At 60.5% G+C, this 25,602-nt stretch carries 21 protein-coding genes, 3 pseudogenes and 1 other annotated feature; of the genes and pseudogenes, 13 read left to right on the top strand and 11 right to left on the bottom strand.

Annotated elements, in window-relative coordinates:
- The first annotated feature begins 80 nt into the window (after positions 1–80).
- From AAFP32_RS08090 to AAFP32_RS08115, 6 genes and pseudogenes are all read left to right on the top strand, one after another.
- Entirely contained in the window at positions 81–434 is a 354-nt protein-coding gene (locus AAFP32_RS08090) for a HesB/IscA family protein (protein WP_101618722.1), read from the top strand.
- A gap of 37 nt (positions 435–471) precedes the next feature.
- Positions 472–1,140 carry a leucyl/phenylalanyl-tRNA--protein transferase gene (locus AAFP32_RS08095; RefSeq protein WP_350271369.1) on the top strand — a complete coding sequence of 223 codons (669 nt, stop codon included), beginning with the start codon at positions 472–474 and terminating at the stop codon, positions 1,138–1,140.
- A 110-nt stretch (positions 1,141–1,250) separates the two neighbouring features.
- Complete coding sequence (gene coxB / locus AAFP32_RS08100) at positions 1,251–2,123, top strand: cytochrome c oxidase subunit II (protein ID WP_101618720.1); 873 nt, start codon at positions 1,251–1,253, stop codon at positions 2,121–2,123.
- On the top strand, positions 2,120–3,817 hold the full coding sequence (gene ctaD / locus AAFP32_RS08105; RefSeq protein WP_350271370.1) for a cytochrome c oxidase subunit I: 1,698 nt from the start codon (positions 2,120–2,122) through the stop codon (positions 3,815–3,817). Before coxB ends, ctaD begins: the two co-directional genes overlap by 4 nt.
- The gene (locus tag AAFP32_RS08110) at positions 3,814–4,215 is read left to right on the top strand and encodes a cytochrome c oxidase subunit 4 (protein ID WP_350271371.1); all 402 of its coding nucleotides are present in this window, start codon (positions 3,814–3,816) and stop codon (positions 4,213–4,215) included. The genes ctaD and AAFP32_RS08110 overlap by 4 nt, the downstream gene beginning before the upstream one ends.
- Before the next feature lie 968 nt (positions 4,216–5,183).
- Positions 5,184–5,471, top strand: a pseudogene (locus AAFP32_RS08115) (transposase family protein); the annotation flags it as partial.
- Positions 5,472–5,512: 41 nt separating this feature from the next.
- Here AAFP32_RS08115 and AAFP32_RS08120 read toward each other — a convergent pair.
- Both AAFP32_RS08120 and AAFP32_RS08125 read right to left on the bottom strand, forming a co-directional pair.
- The gene (locus AAFP32_RS08120; protein WP_350271211.1) at positions 5,513–6,382 is read right to left on the bottom strand and encodes an IS3 family transposase; all 870 of its coding nucleotides are present in this window, start codon (positions 6,380–6,382) and stop codon (positions 5,513–5,515) included.
- Positions 6,344–6,472: a sequence feature (AL1L pseudoknot), on the bottom strand. (Overlaps the previous gene by 39 nt.)
- 17 nt (positions 6,473–6,489) lie before the next feature.
- Positions 6,490–6,726, bottom strand: a pseudogene (locus AAFP32_RS08125) (transposase); the annotation flags it as partial.
- Positions 6,727–6,822: 96 nt separating this feature from the next.
- Here AAFP32_RS08125 and AAFP32_RS08130 point away from each other — a divergent pair.
- Positions 6,823–7,314 (top strand): annotated as a pseudogene (locus tag AAFP32_RS08130) (transposase); the annotation flags it as partial.
- 440 nt (positions 7,315–7,754) lie between these two features.
- Here the strand turns inward: AAFP32_RS08130 and AAFP32_RS08135 are convergent.
- Genes AAFP32_RS08135 through AAFP32_RS08150 form a run of 4 tightly spaced genes read right to left on the bottom strand, consistent with a single transcriptional unit; the run spans position 7,755 to position 11,882 of the window.
- On the bottom strand, positions 7,755–9,380 hold the full coding sequence (locus AAFP32_RS08135) for a ubiquinol-cytochrome c reductase cytochrome b subunit (protein ID WP_350271372.1): 1,626 nt from the start codon (positions 9,378–9,380) through the stop codon (positions 7,755–7,757).
- Positions 9,377–10,420: a ubiquinol-cytochrome c reductase iron-sulfur subunit gene (locus tag AAFP32_RS08140; protein ID WP_101618716.1), complete on the bottom strand. Its 1,044-nt coding sequence runs from the start codon at positions 10,418–10,420 to the stop codon at positions 9,377–9,379. Before AAFP32_RS08140 ends, AAFP32_RS08135 begins: the two co-directional genes overlap by 4 nt.
- Positions 10,421–10,469: 49 nt before the next feature.
- The gene (locus AAFP32_RS08145) at positions 10,470–11,255 is read right to left on the bottom strand and encodes a cytochrome c (protein WP_350271373.1); all 786 of its coding nucleotides are present in this window, start codon (positions 11,253–11,255) and stop codon (positions 10,470–10,472) included.
- Positions 11,256–11,312: 57 nt separating this feature from the next.
- Complete coding sequence (locus AAFP32_RS08150; protein ID WP_101618714.1) at positions 11,313–11,882, bottom strand: cytochrome c oxidase subunit 3; 570 nt, start codon at positions 11,880–11,882, stop codon at positions 11,313–11,315.
- 284 nt (positions 11,883–12,166) lie between these two features.
- On the opposite strand from AAFP32_RS08150, the gene trpD reads away from it, so the two are divergent.
- Entirely contained in the window at positions 12,167–13,288 is a 1,122-nt protein-coding gene (gene trpD / locus AAFP32_RS08155) for an anthranilate phosphoribosyltransferase (RefSeq protein ID WP_350271374.1), read from the top strand.
- Here trpD and AAFP32_RS08160 read toward each other — a convergent pair.
- Genes AAFP32_RS08160 through AAFP32_RS08170 form a run of 3 tightly spaced genes read right to left on the bottom strand, consistent with a single transcriptional unit; the run spans position 13,256 to position 16,304 of the window.
- A complete protein-coding gene (locus tag AAFP32_RS08160; RefSeq protein ID WP_350271375.1) occupies positions 13,256–15,001 on the bottom strand; it encodes a DEDD exonuclease domain-containing protein in 1,746 nt (581 codons plus the stop codon). The genes trpD and AAFP32_RS08160 overlap by 33 nt on opposite strands.
- 59 nt (positions 15,002–15,060) lie before the next feature.
- Positions 15,061–15,483: a hypothetical protein gene (locus AAFP32_RS08165; RefSeq protein WP_350271376.1), complete on the bottom strand. Its 423-nt coding sequence runs from the start codon at positions 15,481–15,483 to the stop codon at positions 15,061–15,063.
- 29 nt (positions 15,484–15,512) lie between these two features.
- Positions 15,513–16,304 (bottom strand): alpha/beta hydrolase, encoded by a 792-nt coding sequence (locus tag AAFP32_RS08170; RefSeq protein ID WP_350271377.1) that lies wholly within the window; start codon positions 16,302–16,304, stop codon positions 15,513–15,515.
- An 86-nt stretch (positions 16,305–16,390) separates the two neighbouring features.
- Here AAFP32_RS08170 and AAFP32_RS08175 point away from each other — a divergent pair, with 86 nt between their 5' ends.
- Together AAFP32_RS08175 and AAFP32_RS08180 are read left to right on the top strand one after the other, a co-directional pair.
- On the top strand, positions 16,391–17,170 hold the full coding sequence (locus AAFP32_RS08175; RefSeq protein ID WP_101618837.1) for a lysophospholipid acyltransferase family protein: 780 nt from the start codon (positions 16,391–16,393) through the stop codon (positions 17,168–17,170).
- 239 nt (positions 17,171–17,409) lie between these two features.
- Positions 17,410–17,991 (top strand): MerR family transcriptional regulator, encoded by a 582-nt coding sequence (locus tag AAFP32_RS08180; RefSeq protein WP_101618709.1) that lies wholly within the window; start codon positions 17,410–17,412, stop codon positions 17,989–17,991.
- Between the two features lie 360 nt (positions 17,992–18,351).
- Here AAFP32_RS08180 and AAFP32_RS08185 read toward each other — a convergent pair whose 3' ends face one another.
- The gene (locus AAFP32_RS08185) at positions 18,352–19,164 is read right to left on the bottom strand and encodes a ParA family protein (protein WP_350271378.1); all 813 of its coding nucleotides are present in this window, start codon (positions 19,162–19,164) and stop codon (positions 18,352–18,354) included.
- Between the two features lie 175 nt (positions 19,165–19,339).
- Here AAFP32_RS08185 and AAFP32_RS08190 point away from each other — a divergent pair, with 175 nt between their 5' ends.
- Genes AAFP32_RS08190 through AAFP32_RS08200 form a run of 3 tightly spaced genes read left to right on the top strand, consistent with a single transcriptional unit; the run spans position 19,340 to position 24,135 of the window.
- The gene (locus AAFP32_RS08190; RefSeq protein ID WP_350271379.1) at positions 19,340–22,741 is read left to right on the top strand and encodes a pyruvate carboxylase; all 3,402 of its coding nucleotides are present in this window, start codon (positions 19,340–19,342) and stop codon (positions 22,739–22,741) included.
- Positions 22,734–23,240 (top strand): peptide deformylase, encoded by a 507-nt coding sequence (locus AAFP32_RS08195; RefSeq protein WP_101618706.1) that lies wholly within the window; start codon positions 22,734–22,736, stop codon positions 23,238–23,240. The genes AAFP32_RS08190 and AAFP32_RS08195 overlap by 8 nt, the downstream gene beginning before the upstream one ends.
- Positions 23,241–23,280: 40 nt before the next feature.
- Positions 23,281–24,135 carry a 3-hydroxybutyryl-CoA dehydrogenase gene (locus AAFP32_RS08200; protein WP_350271380.1) on the top strand — a complete coding sequence of 285 codons (855 nt, stop codon included), beginning with the start codon at positions 23,281–23,283 and terminating at the stop codon, positions 24,133–24,135.
- Positions 24,136–24,269: 134 nt separating this feature from the next.
- Here the strand turns inward: AAFP32_RS08200 and AAFP32_RS08205 are convergent, their stop codons facing one another.
- Entirely contained in the window at positions 24,270–25,529 is a 1,260-nt protein-coding gene (locus AAFP32_RS08205; RefSeq protein ID WP_350271381.1) for an aminotransferase class I/II-fold pyridoxal phosphate-dependent enzyme, read from the bottom strand.
- Between the last annotated feature and the right edge of the window lie 73 nt (positions 25,530–25,602).

Below are 25,602 nucleotides of genomic sequence, written 5' to 3' on the forward strand. Positions count from 1 at the left end.
GACTTGGGAATAGGGCCACCGCCTAGAACGTTGTCCGCGGTGTAGCCTGGAGACAGGCAGGATCGAAATGAGGAGTAACCATGACTGTGACGAACGAAGCAATGGCCACGCACGAGGTTGAACTGTCGAGCACGGCAGCTGATAAGGTGCGCAGCCTGTTGCAGCAGGAAGGTCGCGATGACCTGCGTCTGCGTGTGGCCGTTCAGCCCGGCGGCTGCTCTGGTCTGATCTATCAGCTGTACTTCGACGAGCGTCAGCTTGACGGTGATGCCGTACGCGACTTCGACGGCGTCGAAGTCATCGTCGACCGGATGAGCGTGCCCTACCTCGGCGGCTCGACCATCGACTTCGCAGACACCATCGAGAAGCAGGGCTTCACGATCGACAACCCGAACGCTGGCGGTTCCTGCGCCTGCGGCGACTCGTTCCACTGATGTCCGCCCGCTAGAAGCACACCTGAAAGTCACCGAGATGGACCTGGAGGATCTGCGCGCCGTGTCATACACGGCAACGCAGTCCCAGGTCCTCTCTTCGTATCGGGCTGGACTCTTCCCCATGGGCATCGGCAGCGGCGGAACCGGACGCATGGGGTGGTGGGCCCCGCGACGTCGCGGTGTACTTCTCCCGCGAGACCTCAAAGTCAGCAAGAGCCTGCGTAAATCGATGCACCGCTTCGAATGCAGCGTCGACAGGGATTTCGAACAGGTCATCCGCGCCTGCGCGGATCCCAACAGGCCCGGCAACTGGATCACCGAAGACATCATTCGCCTTTACCTCGGCCTCCACGCGGATGGGTGGGCGCATTCTGTCGAGGTCAGATCCGAGGGCGTCCTCGTCGGGGGACTCTACGGCGTTGCCATAGGCTCGTTCTTCGCCGGAGAATCGATGTTTCACACCCAGCGCGATGCCTCCAAAGCCGCGCTCGTCCACCTGGTCTCCCTGTTCGACGAAACCACGCCCCCAACTCCTCCCACCTCGGTCGGCGCCGTTGCCGACACGACTGAATGGCTCATTGATACACAGTGGCAGACATCACACCTTGCAAGCCTCGGCGTGTCGGAGATCAGCGGTCTCGACTACTTGTCTCGGCTAGATTCCGCTCTCCGCGGGGATCGTTGTCAGGTTATTCTCAACAAATGATCATTTGCATGTGAATTTCTACCGCCTGTAGCGGTACTCTGGTAACTGACATAGTAAGAATTCGTCCCTTCCGAAAACCGGAGGACGAATACGGTTGTGAAAGGCTGCACGTGGATTCTCCGAATCAGGCAGGACCGGGAAGGTCCTGGGCGAAGCGGCTCGGCACTCTGGGCGCCGTCGCTGTACTGGCGTTGCTGTCCGGCTGCACGAAAGAGCAGATCTCCACAGGATTCTTCCCCGCCGAATCGAAGGGCGCCACCAACCACACCGAGGCATACACCTCACTGTGGAACGGTGCATGGATCGCCCTGCTGATCGTGGGGCTGATCGTGTGGGGCCTCATTCTGTGGGCGATGATCGCCTACCGCCGCCGCAAGAACGATCGCGGACTGCCTGTGCAGCTGCGCTACAGTATGCCGATCGAAATCCTGTTCACGGTCACTCCAGTCATCCTGGTCCTCGGATTTTTCTTCCAGAGCGTCCAGGTAATGGACAAGACCACCGACGACACCACTCCCGGTGAACAGGTCATCGAAGTCGCCGCAAAGCAATGGGCATGGGACTTCAACTACGTCAATCAAGACGTGTACTTCGCGGGAACGCAGGTCCACCTCGACGGCTCTGAGAAGCCGGGGGAGAAGGCACCGACCCTCTACCTCCCGGTCGACACCGACCTCGAGATCAGACTGCGTTCACGCGATGTCATCCACTCGTTCTGGGTCCCCGCCTTCCTCGAGAAGCGCGACATGATTCCTGGTCATGACCAGAGTCTGCATCTGCGCGCCGAGAAAGAAGGCGAGTACGTGGGCAAGTGTGCCGAGCTGTGTGGTGAGTACCACTCGGAGATGCTCTTCAATGTGAAGGTCGTGTCCAAGGCCGAGTTCGACGACTACACCAAGTCTCTCGCCGACGACGGCAACACTGGTCAGCTCGGTCCTGAATACGATCGCAACTGGTACCCGAAAGAAGGTGCTGAAAAATGACCGCAACGATGAACCAGTCGGTCCTTGACGCCCCTGTTGTTCCGCGGAGCAAGGGCAAGATCATCGTCGACTGGATCACGTCGACTGACCATAAGACGATCGGGTACATGTACCTGATCGCCTCGTTCTTCTTCTTCTGCGTCGGCGGCGTCATGGCGCTCATCATCCGTCTCGAGCTCTTCGATCCCGGTATGCAGATCATTGAGACGAAGGAACAGTACAACCAGCTGTTCACGATGCACGGCACCTTGATGCTGCTGATGTTCGCGACACCACTCTTCTCGGGCTTCGCCAACGTCATCATGCCCCTGCAGATCGGTGCTCCCGACGTGGCGTTCCCACGTCTGAACGCGTTTGCCTTCTGGATGTACCTCTTCGGTTCGCTGATCGCCATCTCCGGCTTCCTCACCCCCCAGGGTGCAGCCTCGTTCGGATGGACTGCGTACGCGCCGCTGAGCAACACCACGTTCACTCCAGGCGCTGGCGGCAACCTCTGGGTTCTCGGCTTGGCGTTGCAGGGAATCGGCACGATTCTCGGCTCTGTCAACTTCATCACCACCGTCATCACGATGCGTGCTCCTGGTATGACCATGTTCCGCATGCCGATCTTCACCTGGAACACACTCATCACCGGAATTCTGGTCCTCATGGCCTTCCAGCCTCTGGCAGCAGCTCTTCTGGTGTTGGGCGCTGACCGAATATTGGGATCCCATGTCTTCAGTCCCGGCAACGGGGGACCAGTCCTGTGGCAGCACTTGTTCTGGTTCTTCGGTCACCCCGAGGTTTATGTCATCGCATTGCCGTTCTTCGGCATCGTGACCGAGATCTTCCCTGTCTTCAGCCGTAAGCCTGTCTTCGGTTACAAGGAACTGGTCTTCGCAACGATTGCGATTGCAGCGCTGTCGGTGACTGTGTGGGCCCACCACATGTACGTCACCGGTGTTGTCGCCCTCCCCTTCTTTGCGTTCATGACGATGCTCATCGCGATTCCCACGGGTGTGAAGTTCTTCAACTGGGTGGGCACGATGTGGCGTGGGTCGATCACCTTCGAGACTCCGATGGTCTGGTCCATCGGGTTCCTCGTCACATTCCTCTTCGGTGGTCTCACCGGTGTCATCCTGGCCAGCCCTGCCCTTGACCAGCAGGTCTCGGACACCTACTTCGTCGTCGCCCACTTCCACTACGTGATCTTCGGCACGGTTGTCTTCGCGATGTTCGCCGGCTTCTACTTCTGGTGGCCGAAGTGGACCGGGAAGATGCTCAACGAGAAGTTGGGACACATCCACTTCTGGATGCTGTTCATCGGCTTCCACGGCACGTTCCTCGTCCAGCACTGGCTGGGAGTCGACGGTATGCCACGTCGCTACGCGGACTACCTTCCCCAGGATGGCTTCACGTGGATGAACCAGGTGTCCACTGTCGGTGCGATGCTGCTGGGTCTGTCGATGGTTCCGTTCTTCTGGAACGTGTGGATCACCGCCCGCAATGCGCCGAAGGTCACGGTCGATGATCCGTGGGGTTATGGCGGTTCGCTGGAGTGGGCGACTTCCTGCCCACCCCCGCGCCACAACTTCACTTCGTTGCCTCGCATCCGTTCAGAGCGTCCGGCCTTTGATGTGAACCATCCGGAGCTGCTCGAATACGCCGGGCACGGCACCACTGAACCGCAACTCGCCGGAGGTAACGTCAAGTGAAGTCGTCGATCACGCTTTTCCTGGTCAACGCAGTGTTCTTCGTCATTGTGGCTGTTGTCTACGGCTTCTTCACGGATTTCACTGAGATGGTCGGATTCCCTGCCCTGCTTCTCACCGGAGTCATGTCCGGCATGATCGGTGTCTACCTGTGGCTGACCGACCGTCGGGTCGGACGTCAGCCACAGGATTCCGAGCAGGCAGAGATCTCCGATGCCGACGCAGACTACGGTTTCTTCAGCCCATGGAGCTGGTGGCCGATCGCCTGCGCCGGGTCGGCCGCTGTGGCCTTCTACGGAATCGCCATGGGCTGGTGGATCTTCCCCTTCGGTGCCGTACTCGGACTCGTCTCTCTCGTCGGACTTTCGTACGAACACGATCGTGGGGACCACGCCCACTGATTCGTTGCAGAGCGAACACTGTTAACAGATAGCGCCGATGGCCCGGACTCAAATGAGTCCGGGCCATCAGTGTCTTCAGGTCTGGGAGCGATGCACGTATTCGACGTTCGTGGCAGGTCGCTGGCGAGCGACGCGGGGTGCAACTCCGCGCGGCACCCGAAGGCGCTTGTGTGCCCGGGCCGCGGCCTCCCTCACCCCTCAGTCCACAGCCGTCCGAGGTTCCTCGCGACTTGGGTAAGGACAGCACACCACCAACCTGGTTGCCGGGTAGATATCTGCCTGCCAGCACCCGCTGACGATGCCGCCCGCTTTCCGCGAACATGCCCGCGCAGGATCGCTGACAGTCCTACTCGCCGCGGCTTGGCATACGCGCCCGACATCAATGGTCATTGTATTGGCCTGAGGGACAAGGCAGAGGGCCCTCATAGCCGCCTTAAAGCTTCTTTGAGCCCGTTTTACGCCGAGGGGCCTGTCTTCACCCGGCGGAGGACTTGTGGGTCGTTCGCGATTGACGTGGTGTCTGTCCGCCAGACTCTCCTTCGTGAAACTCACGGAACCGATTCAGCGGCGGCCATAGCTTTTGCCCTTCATCCCCACCATGAGCTTGGTTGCGAGGGATCGAATCAGGAATCGCATGTTCGTCTCTCGGTCTATCGGCGTATGAGCGGGGCCGACGTCGCTGGAGCCGTTGGTCCACAACAATTGGGCTGGAGTTACTGTCCACCAGGCGGCAGCTATCCTCATCGCAGACTTGGGTGAGACGGTCCACGATAGTGCCTCCACGTTGAGCCACGTTGAGGGCTGTGACACCATCAACTCGCGTTGATAAGATGAGTCAGGCCAAAGGGGCTCTTCGCAAACGAGAGTGTAGGCCGATGAATTTCAAACCGAGCGAGTCGCTACCCGGATAGACGTCGAGGTCTCCCGATGATGGAAGTTCTCACACACTCCATCCGAAAGACCTCGACGTGGACAACCCTATATTCTCAACCCCTGACCTCACGACATTCGCCCGCCTCGACACCCTTGACCTGACCTGCACCGGCCAACACATCACCGCCCACAAAGCGGTGCTGAAATGCCGACCGAACTCCACCGATGAATGGTGCCGGCGATGTGGCGGCCACGGCGAAGTCCGCGACACCGTCCTGCGTCGCCTGGCCCACGAACCCTTCGGCCACAGGCCAACGACACTGCATATCCGCCTGCGTCGCTACAAGTGCCTCGAATGTGGCCACGTGTGGCGTCAGGACACTGTCAAGCACCGGGTTTCATAGAGGCTGTTTTTCCTGGTTTTCTATGCAGCTACGCTCGCGGTCGCACCCTGGTTGGTCCACTCAGCTTGGACCTCGAACGGAGGTCGATATCCGATCGCCGAATGCAGTCGTTGCCGGTTGTACCACCCGATCCATTTCGATGTCGCTGCCATCACCTCGATCAACCCCGACCATTCGCGACGGTCGATCAGTTCCGCTTTGTAGACTGAATTCAGTGCTTCAGCCATGGCATTATCGTATGAGTCCCCGCGTGACCCCACCGACGCCACGATCTCGGATTCTGCCAGAGTCTCGCCATAGCGAATCGACCTGAATTGGACTCCGCGATCCGAGTGGTGGACAAGCCCGGACACGTCTTCGCCGGCCCGGAACTTCGCTGCCAGAGCCATCGTCAACGCGTCCCTGGCCAGCGACTCACGCATATGATTCGTCACCTGCCAGCCCACGATCTCGCGGTGGAAGACGTCGAGAATGAACGTTGTGTATACCCACCCAGCCTGGGTTGGAATATAGGTGATGTCGGCGACCCAGAGACAGTTCGGACCCTCAGCTGTGAACTCGCGTTCGACGAGATCCTCCGGGCACTCCTCGGCCCTGGCCGAGGCTGTCTTCGGACGCTTCCGCCGACGACGAACCCCGTCAATGCCCAGCTGGTGCATCAACCGCTCGATCGTGCACCGAGCGATATTCCCGAACCGGTCCGCATACTCGCGGTTGATCGCCTTCCACATCTTCCGCACCCCGTAACAGGAATAGTTCGCCTCGTAGACGTCCCGGATGGCGGTCTTGAGCTCCCGGTCCCGGACAGCACGGGCTGAAGGCTGGCGTAATTTGTACGCGTAATACGAGCTCACAGCAATCCGTGCAGCAGTCCCTGAAAGGGCGCGCACGATTGGCTCGACTCCGAACTCGTCGCGGTTGTTGTCGATGAAATCGACGACTACTTGGATGGGCGGTCGAGCTCCGCCGCGAAAAAAGCCGACTTAGATTCAAATCGTCAAGGCAACACCTCTGGTTTTCGGGTGGTGAGGTCGTGCTGGGCCTCGAGCGGTGTTCGGAAGCTCAAACACTTTCGGGGTCGGGTGTTGAGCTCATGGGCAATGACGTCGAGAGCTGATTGGTCGTAGGCCCCGAGGTCGGTCTTCTTCGGCAGGAATTGTCGCGTCAGCCCGTTGGTGTTTTCATTCGTTCCTCGTTGCCAGGGGCTGCCCGGGTCGGCGAGGAAGAGCTCGACGGCTTCGTCCTTGAACTTCCGGGTGTACTTCTTCCTGGTGGTAGTCATGTTTGTGAGGACTCCTTAAAACCTGTCTCACAAAACCATACGGCCGCAGTCAAACAGGAGACAACTGGACATCGTGGACGAGCTGCGGATCCGTTGTATCGGGCAAGGAGGACGCTGCACACGGGCACGGACCTGCTCACGAGACGACAACAAGAACGGATCGCCAGTCTCTTCGCTGATGCGAACCTCACCGAAGTCGAAGTCACCTGGGCCATCTACCAAGACATCGTGGCTGCTTACCGGGCCGAGGACCGTAGCGAAGGCAAGAGGCTCTTGCAGGCTTTCATCGATGTCTTGTCGGCAGGACTGCTTGCCGGGTTGATTGAGTTGAGACGGTTGGGGAGGACGCTGAAGCGACGCGCAGCGGATGTATTGGCGTTCTTCACGAGGCCCGGAACGTCGAATGGGCCCACCGAATCGATCAATGGTCGCCTCGAGCACCTTCGAGGATCGGCACTCGGGTTTCGTAACCTGACTCATTACATCGCGAGGTGCCTACTTGAGTCCGGTGGTTTCAGACCGGTTCTACACTCTCATTTACGATGTGCCGTGAATGTCCTGGCCGGCCGCAGCCCAGTCAGCAGCACTTCGTACGACTCGATCGGCCAATTGTCGGCGTGCACGAAATCTTGCGCTCACCCAACCATCATCCAAGAGTCGGCCCACCTGATCAACGACATACACTCTCGTTTGCGCAGAGCCGCCAAAGGGGAGGGCGTCAGTCTGGAACTGGAGAGTTGCGGCAGTGGGGTGTCGGACCCGCGCGCTAGCGACATGCCCGAAGTCTCGTCCCTTCGGCCTCTCGCGCAGCGACCACCTCAGTCGTTGACTCACCCGTTGACAAATCCCCCCCAATCATCAAAGGTGAAGGGTGCGGACAAGATCGATGACGGCACGAATGAGGGGCCCAGCAGTAATGCTGGGCCCCTCATTCGTGCCGTCCGATTCGCTAGGATGGCGAATCGTGAACTCCGGCTATATCAGTAACCGATCTGGTTGTGGGTGTTGGACTCAACCGAATCATGGTCGTGATGCGATGCATCGAGCTCCCGCTTCGTCACCGGCGAAACACGGTCTTCGAAGAAGAACTTGGACAGCTTCGCACGGAACTTCTCGAGTCCGGTGATCTTCCCGTCCGCATTCGGTTCCGCCGGCGTGTGCGAAGGCGACTCGAATGCTGTCAGCTTCCACAGTTTGTGGGGAGGCAGAGCTTCGTGACGCTCAAGGAACTCGCCATGGGGGAGCCGGATGATGTTGGCCGTCTCCCGTCCGTGCAGTGCGATCTCACGATCCTTGCGCTGCAGACCGATGCACATCCGCTTCGTAATGATGTAGCCGATGATCGGCCCAACGAAGAAGAGGATACGGAATATATAGATCATGTCGTTGAGTGACATCTGGAAGAACACGGCAACGATATCGCCCGAGGCTGCGGCCCACATGTTGCAGTAGAAGATGATTCCTGCAACACCGATGGCAGTACGGGTGGGATTGTTGCGCGGGCGATCGAGGATGTGGTGTTCACGCTTGTCCTTGAGCAGCCACGACTCGAAGAACGGATAGATGAACATGGCTCCGAAGACGCCGCCCATGACAACGACCGCGCTGTTGATATTCAATGAGATCGGCCAACCGGCGATGTAGAACTCGAGCCAGCCTGGAACGATGCGCAGGAAGCCGTCTGCCCAACCGATGTACCAGTCGGGCTGCGTGCCTGCAGACACTGGTGATGGGTCGTAGGGTCCGTAGTTCCAGATCGGGTTGATCGTGAACAAGGCTGAAATCAGCGACACCAGACCGAAGATCAGGAAGAAGAACCCTCCGCCCTTGGCCGCGAAGGTCGGCAGAACAGGCTCGCCCACCACGTTCTTCTCGGTGTTGCCTGCACCGGGGTACTGCGTGTGCTTGTGCACGACGACGAACACCAGGTGGATGCCTATCAAAGCGATCAGCAGCGCAGGGACGATCATAATGTGAAGCGAGTAGAGCCGAGCGACGATATCGGTGCCGGGGAACTCGCCGCCGAAGATGAAGAACGAGAGATACGTTCCGACTAGGGGCAGTGATTTGACGATTCCGTCAATGATCCTCAGACCGTTGCCCGAGAGCAGATCATCGGGCAGTGAGTAGCCGGTGAAACCTGCCGCCATACCCATGATGACCAGAAGCACACCGACGATCCAGTTGAGCTCGCGAGGGCGCCGGAACGCACCAGTGAAGAACACTCGCAACATGTGGATGCTGAGTGCGGCAACGAACAGCAATGCGCCCCAGTGGTGCATCTGGCGGATGAACAGACCACCGCGTATCTCGAATGAGATCGCCAAGGTCGAATTGTATGCCTCTGAGATCTCGACTCCGCGCAGCGGCGCCCAGGGACCTTGGTAGTGCATCTCACCCATTGCCGGGGTGAAGAAGAAGGTCAGGAACGTTCCGGAGAGGATAACGATGACGAAGCTGTAGAGAGCGACCTCGCCGAGCATGAACGACCAGTGGGAAGGAAAGATCTTCCGTCCGAACTCGCGAACGAGGACCGAAGCCCCGACGCGCGTTTCGGCGAAGTTCGCGGCCTTCCCGATGGTGGTTGTGGGTTGTGTAGTACTCATGGGTGATTGATCTCCCAGAACGTAGGTCCGACGGGCTCAGGGAAGTCCGACTGTGCGACCAGGTAGCCGTCGCTGTCGACCGAGATGGGCAGCTGCGGAAGTGGACGTTTGGCCGGGCCGAAGATGACCTTGCAGTGTTCGGTCACATCGAAGGTCGACTGGTGGCAAGGGCAGAGCAGATGGTGTGTCTGGTGCTCATACAGTGCGACGGGGCAACCGACATGGGTGCAAATCTTGGAGTACGCGACGATACCGTCGTGTGACCAGCCTTTGCGATCCGGATCCTCTTTGAGTTCGTTGGGATTGATGCGCATGAGGAGAACGGCAGCTTTGGCCTTCTCATTCAGCGGGTGCTCAGCGTTCTCTTCATCGCCGATGCCGGATGGCAGCACGTGATAGGCCGAACCGATGGTGACGTCGTCTGCCTTGATCGGGCGTTCGGATTCCATCGATGGAATGCCGCCCGGATCCTGGATCAGTCGAACGCCTTTATCCCAGAGTGTGTGGAACATCTTGTCCCCAGGCAGCGGCCCCAGGTCGCGGAAGACAAGGACTGCAGGCAGGGGAGCGATGGCCAGTGCCGCGATGAGTGTATTGCGCAGAAGAGGACGTCGAGCGATTCCCGACTCCTCCTTCGCCTGGTGCAGGATCTCGAGGGCAACAGCCTGGTCCTCTTCACTGCCTCCGATGTCGTGACGCTCATCGATTCCCTCATGATCGCTCATGAGGTTCTTCGCCCAGAGGACAGCGCCGAAGCCGATGGAGAACATCGCTACCGCGGCACCAAGGCCGATAGAGGTGTTGTGGAGACGAATGCTCGCCATCGTCTCGCCAGGGGTGAACAGGAAATAGGCGACGATGAACCAGATGGTTCCGACCATGGACAGGACGAACCACAACGCCACCTGGCGTTCGGCGACCTTCGCGGCTTTCGGATCTCGGTCAGCGATCCGGGGCTTGTGTTCCGGCAGCCCCGGGTTCGTGAACCCATTCAACTCCTCGAGCTGGCTGCCGCCGCCGAAGTGGTCTTTCGAGGTCATTGAATTCCCCGTCTTTTCTCGTGGTGGTTACTGAACGACATTGACTGACTCACTTTGCCCTGGATGACAGCCATACTGTCAGTCCGATGACCGCGCTGAGTCCGAAGAACCAGATGAAGAGTCCTTCAGCCACAGGCCCCAGGGAGCCCAGCTTGAAGCCACCCGGTGAGGGAGTATCTGAGACCTCTTTGACATAGGCGAGCACGTCGCGCTTGTCTTCAGGAGTCAGGTTCGCGTCGTTGAAGATTGGCATATTCTGCGGGCCGGTCTGCATCGCTTCGTAAAGATGCTTCTCGGAGACATCCGACAGGTTTGGAGCGTATTTGCCTCGTGTGAGAGCACCGCCGGCGCCGACCACGTTGTGGCACATGGCGCAGTTGGTGCGGAAGAGTCCGCCACCTGCTGCAGGATCGCCCTTGGACGCGTCGATGTTTTCGTCCGCAGGAACCGCGGGCCCAGGGCCCAGCGAGGCGACATAGGCGGCAAGCTGAGCAGTCTGGTCCTCATCGAACTGAGGTTCCTTGGTCCGCGCCTGCGGGCCATTGGCCTGCAGCGGCATACGTCCGGTTCCGACCTGGAAGTCGACGGCCGCGGCTCCGACACCGATGAGACCCGGCCCAGCCTTCGATCCCTCGCCGCTGAGACCGTGGCATGTTGCACAGTTCGCGGCGAAGAGCTTCTTGCCTTCGTCGACATCCGATGCGCTGGCAGTATCTGCCTTGGCACTCGAGGTCTGAGTGAAGAGTGCGTAGGCTCCACCAGTCATCAGCAGGCCCACCAAGAGCAGCACAACCAGTGCCATTGGATGCCTGCGGCGATCTGCTAAAAGCTTCACGTGATCGTCCTTTGCTTTGAATGTTGTGAGTCCGAATGGCCGAGCATCTCGAGCCGACTACTGGAGGAGGTAGATGACTCCGAAGAGACCCACCCAGACGACGTCGACGAAGTGCCAGTAGTAGGACACGCAAATCGCGAATGTGGCCTCATGATGACCGAACTTCTTGGCTCCATATGCTCGTCCGATCACAAGCAGGAAGCAGATGAGTCCGATGGTCACGTGAATACCGTGGAACCCGGTGGTCAGGTAGAAGACGGAGCCATAGCCATCTGTGTTGATGGCGATCCCCTCGCTGACCAGAGTGGCGTATTCCATCACCTGACCGGAGACGAAGATCGCACCCAGGAGGAAGGTGAGGTAGAACCACTCGACCATTCCCCATTTGGCGATGTTGAACAGAGAGCCTGTGCGGCGCGGCCGGAACCTTTCTGCTGCGAAGACGCCCAGCTGGCAGGTGAATGAAGACGACACCAAAATGAGCGTGTTGCCGAGCGCGTATGGAATGTCGAGGACCTCTGTCTGGGTCTCCCATAATTCCGGTACGACGGATCGAATGGTGAAGTACATGGCGAAGAGCGCGGCAAAGAACATCAGGTCGCTCGCGAGGAACACGATGAAGCCCACCGTGGTCACATTCGGACGATTGACAACCGGATGTGCTGGCGCTGTTTGAGATGCAGTGGCAGTTGACACAACCCCATTATTACTCGTCTCGGGGTGAGTTTTCATCTTTTACCCAGCTTTCGGTGAATATTTTTCTACACCGTGTAGCGAAAACCTTGATTTGGTGCCGGAATCTCGTATCGGGATCACCTTGCCCCCGCGTGTCGAAGACAGGATAGGATTCCGCAGGTAAGTTCCATCTCGTAGTCAGAGGTGGTGGAAGTTCCTAAGGAGAGTTCATTCGGATGACGGAGACACCGCGTACGACAGGCCCGGAAACACAGGATTCCGGGCTCCGAACCACATCCGAGGGCGCCTCCTACAGCTGGCCCGATCTGCTCATGACACTCATGCACCAGCAGGATCTCGGCGAGTCTGCCGCAGCGTGGGCAATGGACCAGATCATGTCGGGACAGACCCCCGATGTGACAATGGCCGCATTTCTCGTGGCACATCACACGAAGGGTGAGACTGTTGCCGAAATAGCCGGTTTGGTCTCCGCCATGATGGACCACGCCGTGCAGTTGCCGGGTCTCGAGGATTCTGTTGACATCGTCGGCACCGGTGGCGATCGGGCAAAGACTGCCAACATCTCCTCAACCGCGGCGATGATCATCTCCGCGAGCGGGCAGCGTGTCGTCAAGCATGGCAACCGTGCGACTTCCTCTGCCTCTGGCTCCGCCGATGTGCTCGAGGCTCTCGGTGTTCGCTTCGACATTACGCCGGAACAGACTGGGATCATCGCGAAGGAGGTCGGCCTGGCGTTCTGCTTTGCCAACGTCTTCCATCCGTCGATGCAGTTCGTGGCGGCAGTTCGACGTCAGATCAATGTGCCGACCGCATTCAATATCCTCGGACCGCTGACAAATCCGGCCCGCGCTCGTCATACCGCGATCGGTGTCGCTGATGCTCAGATGGCACCCCTGGTCGTCGGAACCTTGGCCAAGCGTGGTCACCAGGCGCTCGTGTTCCGTTCGCGGGATGGGCTGGATGAATTGAGCAACACCGACGTCAATGATGTGTGGGAGATTCGTCACGGTGAGGTCGAACACATGACCTTCGATGCCCAGGACCTGGGCCTTGAACGTGTCACAAAGAACGATCTGCGCGGTGGCGGCCCTGAACAGAATGCTGAGATCACCCGATCGGTGCTCAACGGAGAGAAGTCACCGGTACGCGACATCGTGCTCATCAATACAGCAGCGGCGCTAGTCGCGGCCGATGAGTCGGGGGTGGGTAGCCTGACGGAGCGGATGGCGGCGAAGCTGGTCATTGCAGAGGAGACAGTCGATGCCGGTCTCGGTGCACAGAAGCTTAGTCAGCTGATTGAGGTCTCACACAGGGTCGCCGAGACGAACCGTCCCTGATTCCTGCGCGTGAAAGTTGGCCCCGGTACGGGGGAGCGCCCAAGCTCCCTGCATCGAGGTCAGGGTCGCTGACTGCAGCCATTGGGACAGGAGACGCGTCTCTTCGGGCAGAGAGTCGGAGGTTACCGGAAGTTTCCCTGGTGCAGGGACCCATTCCGCAGTCGCGCGGATGGCGGCGAAGGCCTCGTCGACGTCCCCCGAGCCACGGGTGTGTGTGGCGGCGGCCAACTTCCCGTGTCGGATGACCGCGAGATCGAGTCCGCCCTCCGGTCCTGGAGTGTACGCGAGGATCTCAGGTATTTCCCGCAGTGCACGAACTGACTCGGCCCGTGCTGCGTTTGAGAGGCTCGCACGCATGGCATCGCGCACCTCGCCGGCTGTCTCGTACCTGGCTTCGGTGGCCAATCGGGACATTCGCTGTGTCGACAGACTGCGCAGCGATGAAAAGTCCCCGTCCATGACCGTGATCAGCCCGGTGATGTCGGTCAGGTAGGCCTGTCTGTCTCTCACCCCCGCGCAGGGTCCTCCGCACTGACCGACCTGAGAACTCACACACGGACGATGCGAACTGAGGTTGGCGGGCGTGATCTTCGCCGTGCACCGTTTGACCGGGTAGAGAGTGTCGAGAAGCTCCTTCACCGCCTGGGCTGTCTTACGTGACCGGAACGGGCCCATTGGCGTTGCGGGTGACTTCTCCAATGCTGTGTTCGACCGAACGACCGACAGACGGGGATATGCTTCATCGCTGAGCACGATCCAGGAATTGCGTTCAGGGTTCTTCGAACGACGGTTGTACGGCGGGGCGAGCTCTCCGATCAGACGAATCTCTCTGACCTCGGCCTCAAGCGCGTGCGCGCACGGCAGGCAGCTGACTTCCTGGGCTGCTGTGATCATCTCAGCCATCCGGCCGCGGTTCTCCGAAGCGTTGAAGTACCCGCGGACTCGGCGTGCCATGTTGCCCGATTTGCCGATGTAGAGGACTCGTCGAGTTCCATCGAGGAACATGTAGACGCCCGGTGCGGACGGAACTCCCTTGGCCAGATGCGATTTAGCCTGGCGCTTCGCCCACCCGGCCTGGCGAACCGTGGCCAGTTCTTCGAGAGTCGTGATGCCATAGCCGCCGAACCGCTCGAGCACCCGATGCAGTACCTCTCCCGTGGCTTTGGCATCGGAGAGTGCCCTGTGGTCGGGAGAGACCTCGGTCCCGAAGTGAGCAGCGAGCGTCGACAGCTTGTGGTTGCGGACCTCATCGCGACTCACCACTCGTCGAGACAGGGTGACGGTGTCGAGGACAGTCGGCTGGGGCCAGTGGTAGTCGAGCTTTTCGCAGGCTGAGCGGAGGAATCCGATGTCGAAGGGAGCGTTGTGCGCAACCAACACTGCACCGATGGAGAACTCCAGGAAGCTTGGCAGCACTGAGCGAATGGAGGGAGCATCATCGACCATGGCATGAGTGATGCCGGTCAGACGTGCCACGAACGGGCTGATCACCGATTCCTCAGGTTTGACCAGAGATTGGAATTCTCCGAGGATCTCACCGCCGCGGGTCTTGACCGCGCCGATCTCCGTGATCTCCGACTTACCGGCCGTTGTGCCGGTTGTCTCCAGGTCGACGATGACGAATGTGATCTCGTGGAGTGGAGTGCCGAGGCTGTCGAACGACAGCTGCTTAGAGGCGCTAGCTGTCGGAGCTCGGTCGAATGGGGTGGGCATGTGCCCCAGTCTTTCACTCTCCCCTGACACAGAAACCGGTCCGAGGTTCGACTCCGGGATCAGACAGAGGCACCGTTGCCCCCGTCAGACGAATGGTTCGTCGGGAGATGAAAGAACAGTCCGACCGCCCCACCGAGGCCGACAGCGATGCCGACCAGCAGGAACCAGCCGGGCAGCGGTCGGAAGAAGATCGCGCCGAGAACCAACAGCAGGACAGCGCCGAACGTCGCGATCACAGAGAGCATCAGAGTCGGCGAGGCAGTGCGCCAGCCGATCGGCTCAGCTGGCCCGGGTTCCCACCCTTCTTCTTCTTCGAGTCTCTCTCTGACCTCATCGACCGGCATATCTCCCATCATCGCGCTGGGCTCGGCAATCTGATTGACGAGATCTTCCCAGTGACTGTCACTGATGCGCGAGGAGTCACCGAGCCGCTCGGACTCGGGAACTTCGTCGCGCCAGTCCTCGTTCTCCTCGTCGTCCATGTCCTCTCTCAGCAATCTTCTTAGTGTCTCTATTCCCCGGCGTCGGGGGTTCGCGGCGTTACGCGATCGGCGGATGTCGCCTTCTCAAGGATCGCCTCGGCGATGATGTCCGCGTCAACGTCAAGGGTGGCTACATGCTTGGACCGCCGCAGGGACAGGATCGTCGGCCGCTGGGGCAGACGTGACCGCAAGGTCCGGAGGGTTCGCGGACCGACCACGCCATCGCGACCGGAGACGAAGAGTGTGACCGGGCATTCGATCCGCCAGAGGTCTTCGCGAAGAGTTCTCTGTGCCGAAGCGAACGAGGCGATGGCGGCCACAGGTGTGCGGTCGTAAGCATATTCACAGCGGTCCGGATGCGCGATGTCTCCGCCGATCGCCGGCACAGAGGCGACAACGTGTTTGAGAACGGGCAGAATCGGTGTCAGCGGGGAATCGATGTAGAGGGCCGGATTGACGAGGACGAGCTCGTCGGGAGGCGAATCGCTGGCACCCAGTGCCAATGCCAGTGCACCGCCCATTGACAGGCCGGCCACGACTACCCGGGAGTGGGTTCGAGAGAGTGTCTTAAGTTCAGTATTCGCGGCGTCGAGCCAGTCGGACCAGGTCGTGGCATTGAGGTCCTGCCATCGAGTGCCGTGTCCGGGAAGCAGCGGCACGCTGACGCTGATTCCGTGATGACTCAATCCCCGAGCGATGGGGAACCACGCGGCCGGAGAACCGGTGATCCCATGGAGAAACAGCACAGCAGACGCTGAGTCCGGAGCAATCTGCCGGTAAGGTGCAGTCGGCACCGGTTGTGGTGAGTAGTCGATCTCCATAGCTTCAGCATGGCATGAATGTGCGGTGATGGTGTCGATATATGATGTCCGAGGACGACAAAGAGTCGTGACAGGGAAGGGTGCTCGTGTTCTACTGGTTTCTCAAACGAGTCGTGGCCGGACCCATTCTGCGGATTCTCTTCCGCCCCTGGGTGCGCGGTTTGGACAATCTCCCGTCCGACGGCCCCGCGATCATCGCGGGAAACCACAACCACTTCATGGATTCGATCTTCGTACCCCTGCTCGCCCCCCGACCCGTCGTCTACCTGGCGAAGAAGGACTATTTCACCGGGCGCGGCCTCAAGGGTGCCGTCACTCGCTGGTTCTTCAAACTCAACAATCAGCTGCCGATGGACAGAGCTGGGGGTTCCGGTTCGCAGGCCTCTCTGGAATCCGGCCTCAAGGTGCTGCGGGAAGGGAACTCTCTGGGCATCTATCCGGAGGGCACACGATCACCGGACGGCAAGCTCTACCGCGGCCGCACTGGAATCGCCCGCCTGGTCCTCGAGTCCGGTGCCCCAGTGATTCCCGTCGCGATCATCGGCACCGACCAAATCCAGCCCCCTGGCCGTCTGATCCCAAAATTTCGACGTGTCGGGATAGTGTTCGGGTCCGCCATGGACTTCTCCAAGTACGAGGGGCTTCCAACCGACAGGTTCCTTCTGCGCTCCGTCACCGATGAGATCATGTACGAGATCTTGCGGCTATCCGGTCAGGAGTACGTCGACAAATACGCGTCAACCGTCAAAACCAAGCTCCTCACCAGCTCCAAACCCAAGAAAGCGGAGGACCGGAAGCCCGAGGATGAAAAGCCACAGGGATCCACAGGCGCCAAGGACGACCAAGCGCAGTCTGAGACCGACTGAGCGGGTACCCAACGGGGCTTCGATCCCTGTGTCTGACCGCGGATCAAGTGTTCGAATACTGCGATAACGGCGACACGCGTAAATCGTTACCTTGAGGTGTTTGTCCTGAAGGGCCCGGAAGAATAGCTTGGAGATGTTGAATCCCACTGTAGGTTCGCTGAGAAGAGAGCTAGAATGGTTATGTTCTCTGCCCTTCAAAGCGAGCTCGCTTCCCCCAGGGACTATAAGGAGGAGTCGGTGTGAACCGCTCAAGTCATGAAAGCGTCGAGCCGACGCCAATACCACCAGCCGCCCAAGGACTGTTGTTCGACGACGATCTGCCCGTCCTCGATGAAGAGGCCGGCTACCGTGGTCCGACCGTGTGCAAGGTCGTCGGCATCAGCTATCGCCGGCTCGACTATTGGGCACGCACCGACCTGGTGACCCCGTCGATTCGCAACGCAACGGGATCAGGCAGTCAGCGGCTCTACAGCTTCCGTGACATCCTTGTTCTCAAGATCGTCAAGCGGCTCCTCGACACCGGCGTCGGACTGCAGTCGATCCGCACTGCGGTCGACCACCTGCGGTCGCGCGGAGTCCGGGATCTCTCACAGATCACCCTGATGTCAGATGGAGCCAGCGTCTTCGAATGCACCTCTCCCGATGAGGTCGTCGATCTCCTGCAGGGCGGACAGGGCGTCTTCGGCATCGCCGTCGGTCGTGTCTGGAACGAAGTAGAAGGAAGCCTCTCCGAATTGCCGAGCGAACGTCTTCCCGAAGATGATTCTGCCGTGGTCGAAATGGATGAACTCGCACAGCGAAGAGCGCAGAGACTCGGCTGAACAGCTTATCGCCCGGACGCCGGGCAGTCCCTGAGCGGGACACCATGGGGGATTGATGAGTGTGGCCCGTCCGTGAGGACGGGCCACACTCATATTCATCAACAGCATCCAGGCCTTGCAGCGAGCCATCGCGGTATCTCCAAGCAAGCCGGTATCGCAACACAGTCAACAGCCGCACACGGGTGGATCCAGTGGCCTATGGCGACCGAGAGGAGGCGCAGGAGGGACGCAACCGAGCCAGCATGGGTCTGAACTTGAACTCAACTGCGAAGTGCCGCATCTCAACTGCAGCGCGTCACGAAAGATGCGACATGTCGCGTGGAAGCCCAGTCCGCTGACACTGGGCGTGTCGCTGGATGCCTACTGATCCGGGGTCTTGCGCGGACGGATGTTCTCCGAGCGGAGAGCGCGTTCCAGCAGTGAATCGAATGATGTTGCCACTTTTTCTGCCGGTTTTCCGGGCCAAGAGTGGATGGGACGGGCCGAACCTTGGGCCTGCTGCATCACGGCACGTTCAGCCAATGGCGGATTGAGCACTAAGGGTCCGAACATCTCTCGCATCTCGCTGATGCGATAGTCGTGTTCGTGCGAACCCGCGCGCACGCGGTTGACCACAAGACCCAGTGGTTGGATGTCTGAGGTTCCTCGTTGGCGCAGTTCGTCTGCTGCCCGGAGAGCGCGATCCGCAGCCGCCACGGAGAATAGGCTGGGCTCCGTCACCACTGCAACCCGACTGCTGGCCGTCCACGCGGTCCGTGTGAGCCCGTTGAGGCTCGGTGGACAGTCGATGAGAACCAGCCGATACCCCTTGGCGACGCGACTCAGTGCGTCTTCAAGACGCCGCAGATACCTCTCTGACAGCGAGGGGCGATCGAATTCCGCAGCTCGGGGAGAGCCGGAGATCACGTCGAGGTGTCCGAGCTCGTCGCCCACCCACCCGGAGGGGATGATCGCCTCGGACAGGATTTTCTGGGACTTGGGAGCAGCAAGCACATCGGCGATATCGACACGCGTCGACGTCGGGACATCGAGGCCGGTCGAGGAGTCCGCTTGCGGATCCATGTCGACGACCAAGGTCGGAATTCCCCGGTTGTATGCGGCCGAGGCAAGACCGAGTGTCACGGACGTCTTACCGACTCCGCCTTTGAGGCTGCTGATACTTAGGACAAGCACCCTCCTACGTTAACGTATCCAGCCGGTCTGAGCAGTCACGACCACGCCGGGCGTGGCAGCGGGATCAAAATGAGACCCCCTGTATTCGAGTGCTCTGCGTCACTGAGTAGAGTAGTTCCTCGACAGCCCGTCGACTATCGCCTCTAGGCGATCGATACAGAAGTGAGAGACACAGATGTTCTCTAAAGTTCTTGTGGCAAATCGTGGAGAGATCGCCGTTCGCGCGTTCCGTGCAGCGTACGAGCTCGGTGCCTCCACTGTCGCTGTTTTCCCGTATGAGGATCGGAACTCCGAACACCGCATGAAGGCCGACGAGGCCTATATGATCGGCGAAGAAGGGCACCCTGTTCGTGCCTACCTCAGCGTCGAAGAGATGTTGCGCGTTGCCAAGGAATGCGGAGCCGACGCCATCTACCCCGGCTACGGCTTCCTGTCGGAGAACCCCGACCTGGCCCGAGCCTGCCATGAGGCAGGAATCATCTTCATCGGCCCCAAGGCCGATGTGCTTGAACTTGCCGGCAATAAGGTGCAGGCCCTGACGGCCGCACGCAATGCCGGGATTCCCGTACTCGACTCGACCCGTCCCTCTGCCGACATCGCTCAGTTGCTGGCCGATGCGGAATCCATGGAATACCCCCTCTTCGTCAAGGCTGTGGCCGGCGGCGGCGGGCGCGGTATGCGCCGGGTTGCGCAATCCTCAGAGTTGGAGGACGCACTCAAGGCCGCTATGCGCGAAGCTGAGGGAGCCTTCGGAGATCCCACTGTATTCATCGAACAGGCTGTGCAGCGTCCGCGGCACATCGAAGTGCAGGTCCTTGCCGACAATGACTCGAACGCGATTCACCTCTTCGAACGCGACTGCTCCGTGCAGCGTCGTCACCAGAAGGTCGTCGAAATCGCACCTGCTCCAAATCTGGATCCGGCTATCGCCGCCGCACTTCACGCAGATGCCCTGAAATTCGCTGCGGCTTTGGGCTACCAGAACGCTGGAACCGTTGAGTTCCTCCTCGAGACCGATGGACCACGCAAGGGTCAGCACGTCTTCATCGAGATGAACCCGCGCATCCAGGTTGAGCACACGGTCACAGAGGAGATCACGGACGTCGATCTGGTCGCCTCCCAGATGCGCGTCGCTTCCGGAGAGACTCTGGCGGAGATCGGCCTGACTCAGGACGACATGCGGATCAAGGGTGCTGCCCTCCAGTGCCGCATCACCACCGAGGACCCCGCGAACGCTTTCCGTCCCGACACGGGAACCATCACTGCGTACCGCTCTGCCGGTGGCGCCGGTGTCCGACTCGATGGAGGAACCGTCCACGCTGGTGCCGCAGTCAGCGCGCACTTCGACTCGATGCTGGTCAAACTCACCTGCCGTGGTCGTGACTTCGAGCAGGCGATCTCTCGCGCACGACGCGCCTTGGCCGAGTTCCGAATCCGCGGCGTATCGTCGAACATCGGCTTCCTGCGGGCTGTGCTCGAAGATGAGTCATTCATCGCTGGAGACCTCGCAACCTCATTCATCGAAGAACGCCCACATCTGCTCGACGCTCGCGTCAGCGCGGATCGCGGTTCAAAGATCCTCGACTATCTGGCCGACGTCACCGTCAACCGTCCCAATGGCGAGCCCAGCGTGCGCATCCGCCCGGGAGAGAAGCTTCCCGACATCGATCTCGGCACAGATCCGACGCCGGGAAGCCGCAATCGACTCCTCGAGGTCGGTCCTGCCGACTTTGCCCAGGCGCTGCGGAACCAGACTCCGTTGGCTGTCACTGACACCACGTTCCGTGACGCTCACCAATCTCTGCTCGCCACCCGCGTGCGCACCCGTGACCTGCTGGCCGTCGCCGGACACGTCTCCCGGATGACGCCTGAGCTGCTCAGCATCGAAGCCTGGGGCGGTGCGACATATGATGTTGCGCTGCGCTTCCTCGGTGAGGACCCCTGGGAGCGACTGGCCGCACTGCGCTCCGCCGTGCCCAACATCAACCTCCAGATGCTTCTGCGCGGTCGCAACACCGTCGGCTACACTCCGTACCCAACCCAGGTCACCGATGCCTTCGTCGATGAGGCGGCCCGGACCGGCATCGACATCTTCCGCATCTTCGACGCACTCAACGACGTCGAACAGATGCGCCCGGCCATCGAAGCAGTTCGTGCCACGAACACCACGGTCGCCGAGGTTGCCCTGTGCTACACCTCCGACATCCTCGATCCGCGAGAAGAGCTCTACACGCTCGACTACTATCTGAAGCTCGCCGAACAGATCGTCGGAGCCGGGGCCCATGTGCTCGCGATCAAGGACATGGCCGGGCTCCTGCGCCCTGCTGCTGCGACGAAACTCGTCACGGCGCTGCGGGAGAACTTCGACCTGCCCGTCCACGTTCACACACACGACACTGCCGGTGGTCAGTTGGCCACTCTCTGCGCTGCTGCGGCAGCCGGTGCCGACGCAGTCGACGCGGCATCCGCCGCCATGGCCGGCACCACCAGCCAGCCGAGCCTGTCCGCTCTGGTGGCAGCGTTCGAGAACACCGAACGCGACACCCAGATCAGTCTCAACGCTGTCAGCGATCTCGAACCGTACTGGGAGTCTGTCCGTAAGGTCTATGCACCCTTCGAATCCGGACTGGCCGGACCGACCGGACGTGTCTATCGGCACGAGATCCCCGGCGGGCAGCTGTCCAATCTGCGCCAGCAGGCCGTGGCGCTGGGCCTGGGAGAGCGGTTCGAAGAGATCGAACGGATGTACGCTGCAGCTGATGCGATCCTCGGCCACCTCGTCAAGGTCACACCCTCGTCGAAGGTGGTCGGTGACCTCGCACTTCACCTCGTGGGAGCCGGCGTCGACCCTAAGGAGTTCGCAGAGAATCCGGACAGGTTCGACATTCCGGACTCGGTGATCGGCTTCCTCAGCGGCGACCTCGGAGATCCTCCAGGCGGATGGCCCGAGCCGTTCCGCACGAAGGCTCTGGCAGGGCGCACACACAAGGCTGTGTCCGAGGATCTCGCACCCGAGGATGCAACGGCATTGGAGACGCCGGGCACCGCACGTCAGGCCAAGCTCAATTCGCTCCTGTTCCCTGGACCGACCAAGGAATTCGAGCAGATGCGCGCCGACTACGGTGACCTGTCCGTCGTCGAGACCTCGGAATACCTCTACGGTCTGACTGCGGGGGAGGAGCATGCGGTTGAACTGTCGAAGGGCAAGGACCTCCTCATCGGGGTGCAGGCCATCAGCGGCACAGACGAGCGCGGCATGCGCTCGGTGATGTTCACCCTCAACGGTCAGCTGCGCCCGCTGCAGGTTCGTGATCGCGCGGTCGAAAGCGACGTCAAGACAGCGGAGAAGGCCGACCCGTCGAACTCCGGTCACGTGGCCAGCCCGTTCGCAGGCGTTGTCACACTGCAGGTCGAAGAGGGGCAGCGGGTCGAGGCCGGCGCAACAGTCGCGACGATCGAGGCCATGAAGATGGAAGCCTCTATCACGACTCAGACGGCCGGTACTGTCTCGCGGATCGCCATCGGCAACGTCCAGCAGCTCGAAGGCGGCGACCTCGTCGTGGTCATTGGTGGCTGAGCGCGACATTCGCCTGTGGGGTGATCCAGTGCTGCGCAGTCCATGTGCACCGGTCACCGTCTTCGACGACGGGCTCAAGGCCTTGGCCCAAGACCTCGTGGACACGTCTCTGCCGGAGGGGCGGGCCGCTGTGGCAGCTCCGCAGATCGGTGTGGGCGTGCGGGCATTCGGCTATGACCTCGACGGCCGCACTGGGTATGTCATCAACCCGGAGGTCGTCGAGGTCGGTGGAGAGCTGCGCGACATCGAGGAAGGCTGTCTCTCAGTTCCGGGCCTGTTCTTCCCCACGCTGCGCTACGAGTTTGCTCGTGTGCGCGGTGTAGACGCGGAGAACTCACCGGTGGAGATCTCCGGCACGGAGGTCTTCGCCCAGATGCTCCAGCACGAGGTCGCTCACCTCGACGGTCAGGTCTACGTTCAGACCCTGCCCAAGGAACGTCGGCGAGAGGCGATGAAGGCCATCCGCGGGTCCGACTGGTTCCTTGCCAGACAGCCGTGACACACATGACGAACAGACACCTCAACAGAAGGAGCAGCAGATGAGCATTGAACGCACCGCAGTCATCGGAAGTGGACTCATGGGAGCCGGTATCGCCGAAGTGCTTGCGAAGTCGGGTCTCAACGTCATCGTTCGTGAGATCAACGACGAGGCCTCAGCAGCGGGGCGTGCGCGCATCGAGAAGTCCCTGGCTCGTGCGGTCGAGAAGGGAAAACTCGATTCCGAAGCTCGTGATGCGGCCCTGGGCAGGCTGCGATTCACCACCGACATCGGCGACCTCGCCGATCGTCAGCTGGTCATCGAGGCCGCGAGCGAGAACGAGGACATCAAGAAGTCGATCTTCGCCGAACTCGACGAAGTCGTGACTGATCCCGATGCGATCCTCGCCTCGAATACGTCATCGATGCCGATCATCCGGTTCGCACAGTCGACCTCACGTCCCGAGCGGGTTCTCGGGGTTCATTTCTTCAACCCGGCCCCGGTCCAGCCACTCGTTGAGATCGTCTCTTCCGTCCTCACATCCGATTCGGTTCGTGACACGGTCACGGAGTTCGTCGCCGAGGTGCTGGGCAAGAATCCGATCCAAGCCGAGGATCGTCCCGGATTCATCGTCAACGCTTTGCTCATCCCATACCTGTGCAGCGCGATCCGTATGCTCGAGTCCGGGTTCGCGACCAAGGAAGACATCGACGCGGGAATGGTGGGCGGTTGCGCGCACCCTATGGGGCCGATCAAACTGGTCGACCTGGTCGGTCTCGATACCTGCCTGTACGCGGCAGAGAGCATCTACTCCGAAACCGGCGATCCTGCCGCCAAGCCACCGGTGCTCCTCTCACGCATGGTTGATGCCGGTCTGCTGGGCGTCAAGTCAGGTCGCGGCTTCTACGAGTACTGAGGCTCAGCACTGACAGCACAGCACAAGCGCTGACAGCGCAGCGAAAGAACTCCTGGTCGGTTTCAACAACCGACCAGGAGTTCTTTTGGATCAGACGTGCCGACAGCGCGCAGACGACGCGGCGGCAGCTCGCCTCAGCCAGCCAAGAGCTTCTCGTAGCTGGCGAGCTTCACACAGGCGACGAGACCCTGTGCCGCCAATTCGACGTCCTCGACGGTGGGCATGGTCGGAGCGATGCGGATGACGTTGTTGTGGGGATCGACACCGTAGGGATGGGTGGCACCGGCCGGCGTCAACTTGACCCCAGCCTCGGCGGCCAATTTCACGATCCGCTCCGCCGTGTCTTCCAAGGTGGTCAGGGTGATGAAGTATCCGCCGTCGGGCTGAGTCCACTGAGCCAGGCCCTTGCCGCCCAACTCCCGCTCCAAAGTGTTCAGCACCGCATCGAATTTCGGTGCGATGATCTTCGCATGCTGGCGCATGTGGTCCTCGACGCCCGCCGGGTCGGAGAAGAAGCGCAGGTGACGCAGCTGGTTGACCTTATCGGGACCGATCGAAATCTTCGCCAGATTCGCCCGGATCCAGTCGCTGGTCTCCGGGCCTGCACCCAAGAAGGACACTCCCGCTCCGGCATGGGTGATCTTCGACGTTGACGCGAAGATCCATGGGCGTTCCGGGTGTCCTGCTTCGGCGCAGATGCTGAGGATGTCGAGGGCTTCGGGATGCTCATCGCGGAGGTGGTGGAGCCCGTAGGCGTTGTCCCACAGCAGAGTGAAGTCAGGGGCCGCTGCTGGCATCGCAGCGAGTTCACGGGCTCGTTTCTGCGTGATCGTGATGCCTGTCGGGTTGGAGTACATGGGTACCAGCCACATTCCCTTGACCGTCTCGTCCTGCGCCAGACGCTGTGCCTCGGCGACGACTGGACCTTCGGAATCCATGGGGATGCTGAGGAGTTCGAAACCCAGAGACTCGGCCAGGGTGAAATGTCGGTCGTAGCCGGGGACCGGACAGATGAGTTTGTGCGGACTCTGGCCCCAGGGTCGTGGGTCAGCGACAGTTCCGTGCAGGAGAGCGAAGGTCAGAGCCTGGGCCATGAGAGTCAGCGAGGCGTTTCCGCCGGCCAGCAACTGGTCCGAGGGGACCTTGAGCAGCGGGGCGAAGAGTTCGCGCAGCTCGACGATTCCGTCCAGCCCTCCATAGTTGCGGGAATCGACACCGCCCGGAGTCATGACATCGCCACCTGTCACTGCGTTCAGAAGATCTGCCGACAGGTCGAGTTGCGCGCTTGCCGGCTTGCCTCGGGTGATATCAAGTTTCAACCCGCGGGAAGCGAATTCCTCATAGGCGCCAGAAGCGTTCTCCAGCTCAGCCTGCAGCTCGGACATGTGGGACATCGATGCTCCTTGTCACTGTTGTTTGACCGGTGCAACCATCCTAGTCACTTCCGGGCCGCAGTGGGGGGCGGGA

The sequence above is a fragment of the Brevibacterium sp. CBA3109 genome (assembly GCF_040256645.1).
Classification (GTDB): Bacteria; Actinomycetota; Actinomycetes; order Actinomycetales; family Brevibacteriaceae; genus Brevibacterium; species Brevibacterium koreense.